The sequence below is a fragment of the Citricoccus sp. genome (assembly GCF_035445025.1).
In the GTDB taxonomy this organism is placed as follows: Bacteria; Actinomycetota; Actinomycetes; order Actinomycetales; family Micrococcaceae; genus Citricoccus.
The window spans coordinates 85,506-99,761 of record NZ_DAOMPX010000002.1; the positions used below are offsets into that span (position 1 = coordinate 85,506).

Consider the following 14,256-nt stretch of genomic DNA (forward strand, 5'->3'; position numbering starts at 1 on the left):
CCCGCCCGCCACATCCGTGGGCCCGTACTCTAAATCGCCCCGCGGAGCACGTGCTCGGATCCCGGGCTCTCGCTACGGTCACTCGCCGGGACGGGTGAGCCGCCCGCGGGTGCATGGGCGTGGCCCGATGTCACCCGCGGGCGGCTGGCCCGGGGAGGCGTGGTGGTGCGCCGGCGCAGGAATCAGACCGGCAGGTCGCGCAGCTCGGAGCGCTCCGTGATACCGAGCTTGGTGAACACCCGGTAGAGGTGGCCCTCGACGGTCCGCTGGGAGACGAAGAGCTTCTCGGCCACCTCGGCATTGCTCATCCCGGCGGCCGCCAGGTCCACGATCTCCTGCTCCCGTGCGGTCAGCTCCCCGAGGGCCAGGGCGCCGGTCACGAAGGGCGGGAACTGCAGGCCCGTGGACACCTGGAGCCTCTTCAGCCTCCGCAGGGCCTCACCGCGCCGTCGCAGGTCCCCGGCCCCGTGATGCAGCAGGACCAGCCGGGACCAGGCGATCGCTGCCGGGAGGATCTCCCCGGACGACGCCGTGTGCTCGGCCACCGTGGCCAGTCCGCGTGGGTCGTGGCCCAGGGCCGGGTCGAGGACCCGTGTGAGCGCCCGGGACCGACGCCCGTCCAGGCCGGAGCAGATACCGTGCAGCCGTGACATCACGCCGTCGTCCTCGGCCTGCGGGGGACGCAGGACCAACAGGGTGAACAGGATCTCGCGACGCACCACGGGGTCGGCGTCGAGCCGGGGATCCTCGAGGATCTGACGCCACAGGGGCCGGTGGTCGTCCGTCATGGCCTTCACGCGGTCCTCGGCGATGCTGAACAGGGCCAGGGCCAGCAGCCAACGGCCCCGGGAACCGCGCTGTGGCCGGCGCGCCCGCACGTCGGCACCGATGTCGACCGGGGTCGGGGACAGCGCCACCCGGTGGGGGGTGAGCGTGGCCTCGGCCCACGGCAGCAGCTGCGCCGGGTCGTAGTGACGCAGGTCCACCACGGCGTCGTGCAGCGTGGAGACCGACCCCGCGGTGCCGCCGTGGACCAGGTCCACCATCGCCCGCAGCGCGAGCACGGTGCCGGCCCGCTGGTGCCATTGACGGGGACCCAGCCGGTCCTGGGTGTCCAGGACCCTCCGGGCCTCGTCGAGCTCGCCGGCGGTCGTCAGGTTCAGGACCAGGTTGACCAGTGCGTAGACGCCGAACCTGGCCGAGAACTGCGGCGTGCTGACGGCCAGCTCATGGGCCGCGCGGGCCACCTCGATGGCCTCCGCGGCCTGCCCGGCCAGGCCCAGCAGGTCCGACTGCAGCAGGAGCAGGATGGCCCGGGTGCCGGGGTCGGTGCCGGGGTCCTCGATCAGCTGGCGGGACTGCGCCAGCAGTTCGTCGCGCCGGTCGTCCATGCCCGGGTCCAGCAGCAGGTTGATCATGGTCCGCAGGGACTCGGGAAGCGCGGGCTCGGTGGTCATGCGCGCCCGCACCCCGGCCAGCGCCTGCGGCAGGGCCGCCCAGCCGTGGGGCGCCTGGCCGTTGCGGACGAGGTCGAGGGCCAGCAGCCCGTAGACCTCGATCCGGTAGTCCGGGTCATCGGACCGGGCCGCCAGCTCCTCCAGTTCGGCCCGGGCCGTGCCCGTCCGGCCGCCCACGAGCATGAGTTCGGCCACCAGCAGGTCCGCACGCGGGTCCTCTCGCCCGGCCAGGAACGGGGCCAGGGCGCGCGCGGTCGGCCAGTCCTTGGTCCCCAGCGCCCGGTAGCCGGCGGCGATGATGTCCCCCAGGTCCACGGGATGCCCGCACTCCAGGGCCCACAGCACGGTGCGCGCGGTGGGCCGGTCGTGGATGGACCCGCCCACGGCCTGCCAGCGGGCGAACAGGTCCACGCTGCGCCCCGGAGGGATGCACGAGCGCAGGACCTCGGCGTGCAGGACCGCGGACAGGGTCACGGCATCGGCACCGGCCTCCCGGAGGAAACCGTTCTCGAGCAGGTCCTGGACGTGGTCGCCGCTCACCGCACGCAGGTGGGCCCGGGAGGCCACCCCGGCCAGGGCGAGCAGGTCCAGGCACTCCCGCTCTCCGGGCAGGAGCGAGGCCTGCATGGATTCCACCGTGTCCACGAGCCAGGCATCCGGGTCCGGGGCCGGACGGAGCAGGACCCAGGGGACGGCACGGCCCGGCAGGACCGAACCGCCCTTGGCCTGGACCAGCACCCCCTGGTGCAGGGCCGATTCCAGGAAGGCCTGGACCAGCCGGGGGTTGCCCCCGGTCATCCCGTGGATGGTGCGCGCCGCCCCCTGGGTCAGGGAGCCGCCGAGCGTCCGCTCGCACTGGCGCCGCACCTGGTCCGGGTCACCCGGTCCCAGGTGGACGGTGCGGAGCATGCCGGTGTCGGACAGCGCCGCGATCCCGGATTCCCGGCCGAGCAGACCGGTCCCGCTGGCCAGCAGGGTGGCTGCCCGGTTCTGGACCAGCTGGGCCAGGACGAAGGCGCTGGCGGCGTCCAGGTACTGGACGTCCACCACCACGATCACCGGGGTGGTGCCCAGCTGCTGGAGCGCCCGCAGCACCCCGACGGGCGTGTTGAGCTCGTCCAGTGCGGTCAGCAGGGGGACGAGGGCCCCGTACGGTATCTCGCGCAGCGACGGTGTGCACTGGACGGTGTGCACGTTGTCCGCCAGGCCGGCGATCTCCAGGGCGGCCTGGACGAGCGAGGACTTCCCCGTGCCGGGGCCGCCCAGGATCACCGCGCCGGCCCGGTCGGCTCCGAGCAGGTCCTCGACGAGCGTCGTGAGGTGAGGGGAATCGGTGGGGATCCCCGCGTGCTGGGGCCGCAGCCCCGTGGTCTGCTCGCTCATCGGCCCACCTGCAGCTGGGCCTGGGCGGCGGCGAGCCGGGTCAGGTCCGCCCGGCCCCGGACCTGCAGCTTGGCGTAGATCTGGTAGAGGTGTCCCTCGACGGTGCGGATGGAGATCCCCGTGATGCGGGCGATCACCGCGTTCGTCTTGCCGTCGACCACGAGCCGGGCGATCTCCCGTTCGCGGCGGGTCAGCTGGCCCATCCACTCGGGGTCGGTGCCGGCGTCGTCGGCCGGCCCGTTCTTCGCCCGCCGTGACGGGGCGGCGTCGGCGATCCGGCGCAGCACCTGGGGCGAGAGCCCCTTCAGCAGCGGCGAGTCCGCCTGTTCGACGTATGAGGCGCACCCGGCCTCCGCGAGGGCCTCGAGGGCCCGCACCAGCAGGTTCTCGTCGTCTTCCAGGACGGCCCGGGCCAGGAGCTGGTTGGGGGCCGAGGCCGCGGTCTGGGTGCGTGCGGCGGCCTGGGCCAGCCGCGGGGCGAGCCGGAGGTCCCCGGACTGGAAGGCGATCGCCAGGGCCGAGAACTCGACGGCGTACAGGCCGGCCTCGGCAGCCCGCTCGGCCAGGGCGGAGATACGGGCGAGGCTCGCCTCGGGTGAGTGGATCCGCGCGGTGGCCTGGGCCAGGAACAGCTCGGTCACCCAGCCGAGCCGGCCGAGGGGCTGACCCGCCAGCTGCCCGGCCTGGCTGTCCACCAGCGCCTGGAAGACCTCCGAGGCCCGGGTGTCCGCGCCGCCGTCGCCACCGTCACTGCAGAAGACCAGCAGGGCCCGGGCCGCCTGGAGCTCGTGCGGATTGCCCGTGGCCTCCAGCTGGGCCATCAGGCCCGCGGCCCGGCGGTACGCCGGCTCACGGTCTCCGGTCATGGCATCGACCGTGGTCAGGACCAGTTCCGCGTACTGCGCTGACTGCGGGTTCCCGTGATGGCCGTCGATGACCGTCTCGGCGAGGTCCCGGCACCGGTCCAGCTGCCCGCAGGCGAGCAGGACGTTCAGCATCGACTGCGCCAGGACGGAGCGGTCCGCGGGACTCAGCACGTCGTCGATGATCCCGGCGGAGTGGAAGCGGGTGAGCTCTGCGTCGAGCCGGTCCAGCAGGCGCAGTGCCCCGTCCTGGTCATCGCCCAGGGCCAGGGCCTCGGCCCGCAGGGCCTGGGCGCGGCAGCGCACGGACTCCCCGGTGACGTCCGAACCGCGCGGAGCCAGCAGCTCGGGCAGGTGCTCGGCAGGGATCTGGTCCAACCGGGCGTGTGCCTCGCGGAGGTCACCGCGCGCCACGGCCACGCTGGCCGCCAGCACGCTCAGGGACGCGGAATCCGCGACCGGCGCCCGCGTCAGCACGGCCTCGGCCCCGTCCAGGTCCCCCATGGCGATCCGGGCACAGCACTCGGCCCAGGCCAGGTGTGTCCAGGCGGACTCCCCTGCCGGACCGGGGTTCGACGCCGCGTGCCACCCGGATTCCACGAACAGGGACACCGCGCCCTGGACGTCACCGAGCATGATCAGTTCGTCGGCGGCCCGCAGCACGCTGTGGTACCCGGGATCCAGGGTCTGCAGCATGCCGGCCAGTTCGCGGCGGCGGTCCGGCTCGATCGCCGCCAGGGTCTCCGCCGACTGCACGGAGTCCAGCCGGGCGATCCGGCCGGACTGGTCACTGCGGATCTCCAGCGCGCCCCCGTCCTGCAAGGTGTCCAGCTCGTGCGCGAAGCCGATGTGGATGAGGTCGCTGACGGGCATGGGCCCGCAGACGGCCAGCATCTCGAGCAGGGAGCGCTGGCGGACGGGCAGGTGCCGCAGCGAGGTGGCCAGCAGACCGGTGGGGTCCATCCTCGGCAGGGCCCCGGGCACCATGATCCAGCCCTCCTCGGCACGCTGCAGCTTGCCGCTGGCCACGCAGTCACGCGCGAGCTGACGCAGGCGGCTGACCGAACCGCCGCTGTGGCGCCACAGCACGGTCGCCGCGAACCGGGACACCGGACCGTCGAGCACGTCCTCGATCAGCCTCTCACCGGCCGTGGGCGTCAACGGCCGCACCGTGATCCCGGCCACGAGGCCCGCGCGCAGCAGCGACACCAGGTCCACGGGGACGTCGGTCAGCCGCTCGCAGTGGACCACCAGGCAGATGCTGTCGACCTGGGCCAGCTGGGACAGCACCGTGATGGTGCCGGCATCGATCTGGTCCGGCTGGGAGACGATGACGACGGCCGGGGCGGCCCCGTCCGGGCGCAGGAAGCCCGACAGGGTGCGCAGCATGCCGTGCAGCGACGAGGGCGGCGTGCGGTCCAGTCCGGAGAGGAGGATGGCCAGGGCCCCGTACGGGGTGGCGGCCGCGAAGGCGCTGCCGTGCAGGCGGTAGACGGACCGCTCGGGCGGGAGGGCGGCGAGGGCGGCGAGGGCCGTCTCGATGGTCTCGCGCCGGTCACCGGCCTCACCGATCAGGACGGCACCGCGCAGGGCGTCGCCGGCGAGGATCCGGCCCAGCGCCGTGCTGGCCTCCTGGGGAGACTCCATCCACCGGCCGTCGGTGCCGGAGCCCAGCCAGGCGACCCCGGGCTGCTGCGCCAGGCGCGACCGCTGGGACACCGGTGGCTGGACCGGCGGTGACGCGTTGAGGGAGGGGGCCGGCGGTGCTGCCGGCGGGGCCGGTGCGACGGCACGCGGCAACGGGGGGACGGGCTCGACGGACAGGGTCCGGCCGGTCATGGGGAGACGGGGCCGGGGGGTCTGGAGCGAGCGTTGGGGTGAATGGGACCGATGAGACGTGTACATACTGGAGCGCCCTCTGTTCTGAACTGCCTCCGGAAGGGGGATTCCGGACATGATCGCGGGGATGCGTCACGACCTTGACAGGTGGCTTTCGTCACAGATCCTAGGGAGCAGTTCGGGGCGGGGGGAAGCCCTGACGACATGGGCGGACGCTTAGGAGGCGAAATCAACCCCCAAAATTAACCCTTGACGAAATGACCATCATGTGCCTATCGCCCTGACTGGGCGACACGGCATCGATCACGGTTCCGCCCATAGGATTCGAACCTATACTGCACGGCTCCAAAGGCCGGCGTGCTGCCGTTACACCAGGGCGGATCGGCCAGCGGGGCCGGCAGTCCATTCTGCCACAGTCACCTCGCGGGGCAAGGAGGGGATGCAGCGGCCGGGCCGGTCACCGCAGGCCAGGGCCGGGTCCTCGCCTACCCCTCGCCTACCCCTCGGCGACCTCGCCGGCCTCGAGCCAGGCCAGCTCGGCCTGTTCCTTGCGCTCGGCCAGCTCCTGCAGGTCGGCGTTGGCCCCGGCGAGCGCCTCGAAGTCCCCGGACTCGGACAACCGCGCCATCCGGGCGTGCAGTTCGGACTCCTCCTCGGCCAGTCGCGCCAGCTGTCGCTCCAGCCGGCCGGCCTCCTTGCGGGCCGCCCGCTTCTCGGCCTCGCTCGGACCGGACGGCACGGCCGCCGTCCCGGGTCCGGCGGGGGCACTCGAGCCCGTCCCACCGCCGGCAGGCGGGGCCCCGGCACCACCGCCGGCGCCCGTGAGCCCCCCGACCCGCCCCGTACCCGGGGACTCCTGCTCCCGGCGCAGGGCCAGGTACTGGTCCACTCCCCCGGGCAGGTCGCGCACCCTGCCGTCCCCGAGCAGGGCGAGCTGGTGGTCGGTGACGCGTTCGAGCAGGTACCGGTCGTGACTGACCACCACGAGGGTGCCCGGCCAGCCGTCGAGCATGTCCTCCACCGCCGCCAGGGTGTCCGTGTCGAGGTCGTTGGTCGGCTCGTCCAGCATCAGCACGTTCGGCTCCCCCACCATGAGGCGCAACAGCTGCAGACGGCGCCGCTCGCCACCGGAGAGCTCGGCCACGGGCGTCCACTGCCGCGACGTGCCGAAGCCCAGTTGCTCCAGCAGCTGCCCGGTGGACAGGTCCCTGCCGCCGACCTGGAACGAGTTGCCCTCCCGGGCCATGACCTCGGCCACCCGGAGGTGGGAGACCTCGTCGAGCTCCCGGACGTCCTGGGTGAGGATGGCGGTCTGCACGGTCTTGCCGCGCCTGACCCGCCCGGAGTCCGGCTGCACCTGCCCGTCGAGAAGGCGCATCAGGGTCGACTTGCCGGCACCGTTGACGCCCACGATCCCCACCCGCTCACCGGGGGCCAGCCGCAGCGTGACGTCGTCGAACAGGGTGACGGGCGCGCCGCCGTCGGGGCCGGGGATCGTGTAGGTGACCGACTCCAGGTCCAGGACGTCCTTGCCCAGCCGGGCGGTGGCCATCTTGGCCAGCGAGACGGAGTCCCGCGGTTCCGGCACGTCGGCGATCACCGCGTTCGCCGCCTCGATGCGGAACTTGGGCTTGGAGGTGCGGGCCGGGGCGCCGCGGCGCAGCCAGGCCAGTTCCTTCTTCACCAGCTGCTGCCGCTTGGACTCCATCACGGCCGCGGCGCGGTCCCGTTCGGCCCGGGCCAGCATCCAGGCCGCGTACCCGCCGTCGAAGGGCTCCACCGTGGCGTCGTGCACCTCCCACGTGCGGGTGCAGACCTCGTCGAGGAACCAGCGGTCGTGCGTGACCACGAGCAGACCGCCGTCGGTGGCCCGCCAACGGGTCTTGAGGTGCCCGGCGAGCCAGGCGACGCCCTCGACGTCGAGGTGGTTCGTGGGCTCGTCGAGGAAGATCAGGTCGTCGTCGCCGGCCAGCAACCGTGCCAGGGCGGTGCGGCGTCGCTGTCCGCCGGACAGGGTCCCAACGGTGCGCTCCCAGTCCAGGCCGCCGAGCAGGCCTTGCATGACGTCGCGGATCTTCGGGTCCGAGGCCCACACGTGGTCCGGGACGTCCCCGACGACGGCGTGCTTGACCGTGTCGGCATCGTCGAGGTCGTCCCGCTGGTCCAGCACGCCCAGGGTGACGCCGCCCCGGCGGGTGACCCGGCCGGCGTCGGGTTCCTGCTGGCCGGCCAGGATGCGCATCAGCGTGGACTTGCCGTCGCCGTTGCGGCCGACGAGGCCGATGCGGTCGCCCTCGTCCACGCCCAGGGAGACGGCGTCCAGGACGGTGCGGGTGCCGAAGGAGATGCCGATGTTCTCGGCGCCGAGCAGGTGTGCCATGAAGCGGTGTGGTCCTTGGGTTCGGGGGTGTGGGTGGGGCCGGGGTGTGGGTGGGGCCGGGGCGGAGGTCCCGCGGTGGGTGCCGGGCGCTAGAGCACTCGGGCTCCGTGCACCGGGCCGTGCACGGCGATCGCCGCCACGCCGGTGCGGTCCTCCAGGCGCGCGGCCAGCTGGAAGGACTCCTCCGCGCTGCGCGTCAGGAACATCACGGTGGGGCCGGAACCGGAGACCTGACCGGACAGCGCGCCCTCCTCTAGGCCGACGTCCAGCATCTCGGACAGCTCCGGCACCATGGTGGCCGCCGGGACCTGCAGGTCGTTGCGCAGCAGCAGGGCCAGTTCCTCGGCGTTGCCCGCGGTGAGGGCCTGGACGAGGTCCCGGTCCACCTCCGGGTCGGTGTCCGGGGTGGGCAGGGTGCCCTCCGCGCGCAGCCGGTCCAGCAGGGCGTAGACCTGCGGGGTGGACAGGCCGGTGGCAGCGGGCACCAGCACGAGGTGGACGGGGTGCCGGGCCAGCAGCGGGGTGAGCTCGTCACCGACGCCGAGCCCGACGGCGGCCCCGCCCATCACCGCGAACGGCACGTCCGCGCCCAGCGACGCGCCGATCGAGGCCAGGTCCTGCCGGGACAGTCCCGCGTCCCACAGCGCGGCACAGGCCATCAACGCCGCCGCCGCGTCCGCCGAGCCACCACCCATGCCACCGGCCACGGGCACCTGCTTGGTGATCTCCAGGTGCACTCCGTGGGTGGCCGGGTCCAGTCCGAGGTGCTCGCGCAGCAGCAGGGCGGCCCGGGCGGCCAGGTTGGAGGAGTCCTGCGGGATGAGGTCCGGGTCCACGAAGACGCTGGAGTTGTCGGCGAGCGAGACGGTGACGTCCCCGTCCGCGCGGGGCGTGGCCGTGACCTCCTCGGCCATGGACACGGCCAGGTAGACGCTGGCGACGGGGTGGTAGCCGTCCGGCCGCGGGCCGCCGACGGCCAGGGACAGGTTCACCTTGCCGGGCGCCTGCGCGGTCACGTGGCTGAACAGCCGGCCGGACTCGGGGTGGGAGGCCGTCGGGCTCATGCGCCGGTACCCCGTTCCGGCCGGGCGGCGGCGATCCGGGCGAAGGCCTCGATGCCCAGCACCTCGCCGCGGGCCCGGGGGTCCACTCCGGCGGCGCGCAGGGCGGTCTCGGCGGCGACGGGCGAACCCGCCCAGCCGGCCAGCGCGGCGCGCAGCGTCTTGCGGCGCTGGGCGAAGGCGGCGTCCACGACGGCGAAGACCTGCTTCCGCGTGGCCGTGGTCTCCGGCGGGTTGCGCCGGGTGAAGGCCACGAGCCCGGACTGGATCTTGGGCGCGGGCCAGAAGACGTTCTTGCCGATGGTCCCGGCCTTGCGTACCTCGGCGTACCAGGCCGCCTTGGCCGAGGGCACCCCGTAGACCTTGGAACCGGGGTCCGCGGCGAGGCGGTCGGCCACCTCCTCCTGGACCATGACCAGTCCGTGCCGCAGCGAGGGGACCTCCGCCAGGAGGTGCAGCAGCACCGGGACGGCCACGTTGTAGGGCAGGTTGGCCACGAGCGCGGTGGGGGGACCGGGCGCCCGGGCGGGGCGCACGGAGTCGATGGCGGCGGCGGAGACGTGCATCGCGTCGGCGAGCAACACCCCCAAGCGGTCACCGGCTCCTGGCCGGAATTCGGACGCGGTCTGGGCCAGGCGCCCGGCCGGGACCGGGTCGATCTCCACGGCGGTGACCGCGGCGGCGGCGTCCAGCAGGCCCAGCGTGAGGGAGCCCAGGCCGGGGCCGACCTCCAGGACGTGTTCCTCGGCCGTGGTCCCGGAGGCGGCCGTGATCCGCCGGATGGTGTTCGGGTCGATGACGAAGTTCTGCCCGAGCGTCTTCGTGGGACGCAGGTCCAGCTCCGTGGCCAGCCGGCGGATGTCGGTGGCGGAGAGCAGGGGGGCGTCAGGGGCGGTCACGCGTTCCATCCTACGGGGGCGGCAATGCCCAAGGGCCCGCCGGAGCGGGCCCTTGGGGACAACGGGTGTTCGGTGGCTCGCGCCGGGGAGCCGTGGATCAGCGCAGGCCGAGCTTGGAGGAGCAGGCGGGCCAGTGTCCCCAGCCGCCGTTGGCGCGCAGCACCTCGGCGGTGGCGATCTGCTCGGCGGGCGTGGCCTGGTGCGGCAGCGGTGCGTAGCGGGTGCCGCCGGCCCCGGCCCAGGAGGAGGCCGAGAACTGCAGGCCGCCGTAGTAACCGTTGCCGGTGTTGATGGACCAGTTGCCGCCGGACTCGCACTCGGCCAGGGCCTGCCAGGCACCCGAGGCGGGGGCGGAGGCCTGCTCGGGCCGGGGGGCGGGGGTGGTCTCGCGCGGAGCGGACGGGCGGGCGGCGGAGGAGCTGGACGGGGCGGATGCGGCCGCCTCGGTGCGGGTCGGCTGCGCGGCCTGCCGCGGGGCGGGCTTCGGGGCCGGGGCCTTGGTGCCGACGGCGATGCGACGGTCCACCGGCTCGCGCACGGTCTCGGTCGCGGTGGCCTTGCGGCCGGTGACCTTGCCGTCCACGGTGGTGACGGTCCACGTGGTGACCTGCTTGCCGGCCCGGCCCTCGGCGACGACCTCGGTCCTGCCGCGGGCCAGGTCCTCGTCCTGGACCTTGACGGTCTCGAACGGAACGGCCTTCGCGGTGGTCGTCGTGGCGGTGTCCACGCGCTGCACGGTGACGGTCATGCCGGAGGTGACGGGGGTGTCCCCGGCGGGAGAGAGGCGGTCATTGCCGTCGAAGTCGACCTTGCCCTGGCGCAGGGCCTGCTCGACGGTCGCGGCGCCGGTGGCGAAGGCCCGCTCGAACGTGCCGGACTTCACGGTGACGGCCTTGGGCAGGACCACGTCGACCTGCGAGGCCCGCTCCAGGTTCAGGACGGTGGAGCCCAGGGACCCGGCATCGGCGTCGTCGGCACCGGTGGCGGAGGCCGGGGCCGCGTCGTCGGCGGAGGCGGTGGCCTCGGCGCCGCGCTGGGTGGACACGAGGGCCACCAGTCCCACGATCACCAGGGCGAGGGTTGCCACCTGGGCGATCAGCTTGGCCAGACGGCCCTTCATCACTCGTGCCATGGATATCCAGTCGTCGTCGCATCCGGGCACGGGTTCAGGTCGGGCCCATGGCAGGCGTCCGACGGCCCGATCCGGCCAATTGGTGATCTACGATAACGGCTGGATAACAAAGATATCAAATTGGTCACGAACCGGCGTGGTCAGCGCGCCTTTCCCGCCTGCCGGTGCAGCCCTCAGAACTCGCCGTAGACCCTCCGGGTGTTCGCCGCGATCGCCGCGCTGAGGGCGTCGACCTCCATGCCCCGGACCTCGGCCATCCGCCGGACCGTCAGGGGCACCAGATAGGGCGCGTTCGGCCGGCCGCGATGAGGGTGCGGGGTCAGGAAGGGCGCGTCCGTCTCCACCAGGACCAGGTCCTTCCGGGCCTCGGCCAGGGCGGCCCGGAGGTCGTCGTTCGCGGCGAAGGTCACCGGGCCGGCGAAGGACATGTACCAGCCGTGCTCGTTGCAGGTCCGGGCCAGGGCCGCGTCGCCGGAGAAGCAGTGGAACACCACCTTCTCCGGCAGGTCCGGGGTGTCCAGCAGGATCCGCACCACGTCCTCGTGAGCGTCGCGGTCGTGGATCTGGACGGCCTTGCCGAGGCGGTGGGCCAGGTCAAGGTGCCACCGGAACGCCTCCTGCTGGGAGCCGACCCCCTCGGGCCCGGTGCGGTAGTAGTCCAGCCCGGTCTCCCCCACCGCCCGCACCCGCGGGTGGGCGGCCATCTGCTCGATCTGCTCCAGGGCGGCCTCGAGGTGTCCGCGCTCGGCCAGCCGGGCGGCGTCGTTGGGGTGGATCGCCACGGCCCCGAGCAGTCGGGGCTCCGCCTCGATGGCCGCCAGGGTGAACCGGGCCGACTCCACGTCGCAGCCGACCTGGACGGCACCGGACACCCCGGCGGCCGCGGCCGCGTCCATGGCCTGGTGCACGTCCACGGTCACGAGACCGTCACGGAAGTCCAGGTGGGTGTGGTTGTCCACCACGGGCACCGTGAGCGGTTCGGGGGCGGGCGGGTACTCCAGGCGCCGCTTGCGCCGCGACTTCTCCTCGGTGGGCTGGCGCCGGCGTTCCCCGGGAACGGCGGGCGCCCCGGGCTCCTCGTCCGGGGCCGGACGGTAGGCCGCCGGGACCGCTGCGTCCGGGCGGCCGACGCGATCACCGCTGCCGGCGGGATCGGTGGACGGGGCGGTGCGGACGTCGTCAGGAGTGGACATGCCTTCATGCTAGGGCGCGGGCCGGGCCGCATGACCGCGGGAGTCGGCACCGACGGACGGGCGCGGCCGCCCTCGATACGATGGCCGGATGACTGAACCGCAGGCCACCGTCCTGTTCGTGTGCACGGGCAACATCTGCCGTTCCGCCTACGGCCACCACCTGCTGGCCCGTCGGCTGGAGCATGACGCCCCGGGCCGGTACCGGGTCGTCTCGGCGGGCACCCAGGTCAACCCGCGGCTCACGGTGCCGCCACAGGTCCACGCCCTGCCGCGGGCCGGCTCGCTGCAGACCCTCACCGACCATGCCCCCATGCAACTGACCGGGCGGGCCGTGGGCGGGGCCGACCTGCTCCTGGCCGCCACCTCCGACCACTCGGCCGTCATCCTGCGGGAGACGCCGGCGGCGCTGAACCGGTCCTTCACCATGCTCGAGTTCGGGGCAGCGGCCCGGGCGATGGCCACGGGGGAGATCCCGGCATGGCCCGCCCCGGCGGCGGGATCGACCACCCTGGCCGAGGACGTCCGCTCGCTGGCCCGGCACGTCTCGCGTCATCGCCCCAGGGTCCGCGGATCCCTGGCGACGATCGACCTGCCCGACCCGTACGGCCAGGCGGACACCGCCTACACGGAGATGGCGTCCGCACTGGAACCGGCCGTCGAGCACATCGCCGACCTGCTGGTCGGCCTGGCCCGCCGCGACTGAGGGACCGGGCGGTACGGCGGGACTGAGGGTCGGGCGGCGGGGCGGACCGGCGTCGGCCGGCTCAGCGCCCGGGCGCGGGGTGGAACCGCTGCTGGGCCTTCTCCAGGCCCGACTCCACCAGTTCCACCACGGCGTCGGCCGCCCGGTCCACGTGCAGCGGCAGCAGCTCGCGCTCGGCCGCGGTGAACGGACGCAGCACGTAGTCCGCGGCCGGCTGGCGCCCGGGAGGCCGGCCGATCCCGACCCTCACCCGGGGGTAGTCCCGGGTGCCGAGCACCTGGGAGATGGACTTCAGGCCGTTGTGCCCGCCCTCGCCTCCACCGGTCTTCAGGCGCAGGGTGTCGAAGGGGATGTCCAGCTCGTCGTGCACCACGATCAGGTGCTCGGGCCGGATCGAGTAGAACCGCGCCAGGGCGCCCACCGGGCGCCCTGACACGTTCATGTAGCTGGCCGGCTTGGCCAGGATCAGCTTGGGTCCGCCCGGACGCACGTGCGCGGTCCCGACGGCGGCGCCGGCCTTGTGCGCGGTCAGTCCGGTGCCGAAGCGCCCGGCCAGCTCGTCCACGACCATCTGGCCGACGTTGTGCCGGGTGCGGGCGTAGTCGGGCCCGGGGTTGCCGAGCCCGACCACGAGCCACGTCGCCGACGCACCGCCGGAACCGGCCGCCGACGACGAGGTACCCTGCACGGTCATCGGGTCGATCAGCCCTCGGCCGGGGCCTCGGAGGCGCCCTCGGCCGCCGCCTCGCCCTCACCGGTCTCGCCCAGGTCCTGGACGGTGGGCTCGGAGATGGTGGCGATGACGTAGTCGTCCTCGAGCTCCAGGGTGGTGCCGGCCGGCAGCTGGATGTCGCGGCCGTAGACGTGCTCGCCCGCGGCGCGGCCCTCGATGACGATGGTGACGTTGTCCGGCAGGTGGGTGGCCTCGGCCAGCACCGGCACGGTGGCCTCCTCGAGGTTGAACACGGTGTTCGGGGCGGCCTCGCCCTCGACGTGCACGGGCACGTCCACGACGACCTTCTCGCCCTTGCGCACCACGAGCAGGTCGAGGTGGTCGACGGTCTGCTTGATGAAGTTGCGCTGGATGTCCTTCGGCAGCACGAGGTGCTCCTCGCCGTCGTGCACCAGCGTCAGCAGGGCGTTCGGGTTGCGGACGGCCAGCGTGGTCTGCTGGGCCGGCATCAGGATGTGGACCGGGTCGGTGCCGTGGCCGTAGACGACGGCCGGGATCTGGCCGGCGCGGCGGGCCTGGCGCGCGGCACCCTTGCCGAAGTCGTCACGCAGGGTGACCTGGATCTTGATCATGTCGCTCATGGTTCTCCTCCTGTACTCGCTCTCCACTCCAC

General features: G+C 73.6%; 10 protein-coding genes and 1 tRNA gene. 1 reads left to right on the forward strand and 10 read right to left on the reverse strand.

All coding sequences use genetic code 11. The features are described from left to right. Positions 1-182 precede the first annotated feature (182 nt). From PLJ28_RS01455 to PLJ28_RS01490, 8 genes are all read right to left on the reverse strand, one after another. Positions 183-2,840 (reverse strand): helix-turn-helix transcriptional regulator, encoded by a 2,658-nt coding sequence (locus PLJ28_RS01455; RefSeq protein WP_183523942.1) that lies wholly within the window; start codon positions 2,838-2,840, stop codon positions 183-185. Beyond that, positions 2,837-5,422 (reverse strand): LuxR C-terminal-related transcriptional regulator, encoded by a 2,586-nt coding sequence (locus tag PLJ28_RS01460; protein WP_324589847.1) that lies wholly within the window; start codon positions 5,420-5,422, stop codon positions 2,837-2,839. The genes PLJ28_RS01455 and PLJ28_RS01460 overlap by 4 nt, the downstream gene beginning before the upstream one ends. A 429-nt stretch (positions 5,423-5,851) precedes the next feature. Continuing rightward, positions 5,852-5,923 (reverse strand) — tRNA-Gln (locus PLJ28_RS01465). A 115-nt stretch (positions 5,924-6,038) separates the two neighbouring features. Further along, positions 6,039-7,922, reverse strand: a complete 1,884-nt coding sequence (locus PLJ28_RS01470; RefSeq protein ID WP_183523936.1) for an ABC-F family ATP-binding cassette domain-containing protein — start codon at positions 7,920-7,922, stop codon at positions 6,039-6,041. 89 nt (positions 7,923-8,011) lie between these two features. Next, positions 8,012-8,986, reverse strand: a complete 975-nt coding sequence (locus PLJ28_RS01475) for a 4-(cytidine 5'-diphospho)-2-C-methyl-D-erythritol kinase (RefSeq protein WP_183523933.1) — start codon at positions 8,984-8,986, stop codon at positions 8,012-8,014. Next, positions 8,983-9,891, reverse strand: a complete 909-nt coding sequence (gene rsmA, locus PLJ28_RS01480; protein WP_183523930.1) for a 16S rRNA (adenine(1518)-N(6)/adenine(1519)-N(6))-dimethyltransferase RsmA — start codon at positions 9,889-9,891, stop codon at positions 8,983-8,985. Before rsmA ends, PLJ28_RS01475 begins: the two co-directional genes overlap by 4 nt. An 88-nt stretch (positions 9,892-9,979) precedes the next feature. Further along, positions 9,980-11,014, reverse strand: coding sequence for a resuscitation-promoting factor (locus tag PLJ28_RS01485; RefSeq protein WP_183523927.1), 1,035 nt, complete (start codon positions 11,012-11,014; stop codon positions 9,980-9,982). 173 nt (positions 11,015-11,187) lie between these two features. Further along, positions 11,188-12,207 (reverse strand): TatD family hydrolase, encoded by a 1,020-nt coding sequence (locus PLJ28_RS01490; RefSeq protein ID WP_255459391.1) that lies wholly within the window; start codon positions 12,205-12,207, stop codon positions 11,188-11,190. Between the two features lie 88 nt (positions 12,208-12,295). Between PLJ28_RS01490 and PLJ28_RS01495 the strand changes: the two genes are divergently transcribed. Continuing rightward, a complete protein-coding gene (locus PLJ28_RS01495; protein ID WP_183523924.1) occupies positions 12,296-12,910 on the forward strand; it encodes an arsenate-mycothiol transferase ArsC in 615 nt (204 codons plus the stop codon). Positions 12,911-12,971: 61 nt separating this feature from the next. Here the strand turns inward: PLJ28_RS01495 and pth are convergent, their stop codons facing one another. Together pth and PLJ28_RS01505 are read right to left on the reverse strand one after the other, a co-directional pair. Next, positions 12,972-13,604, reverse strand: a complete 633-nt coding sequence (pth, locus tag PLJ28_RS01500; RefSeq protein WP_183523921.1) for an aminoacyl-tRNA hydrolase — start codon at positions 13,602-13,604, stop codon at positions 12,972-12,974. A gap of 8 nt (positions 13,605-13,612) precedes the next feature. Then, positions 13,613-14,224, reverse strand: a complete 612-nt coding sequence (locus PLJ28_RS01505; RefSeq protein WP_183523918.1) for a 50S ribosomal protein L25/general stress protein Ctc — start codon at positions 14,222-14,224, stop codon at positions 13,613-13,615. Between the last annotated feature and the right edge of the window lie 32 nt (positions 14,225-14,256).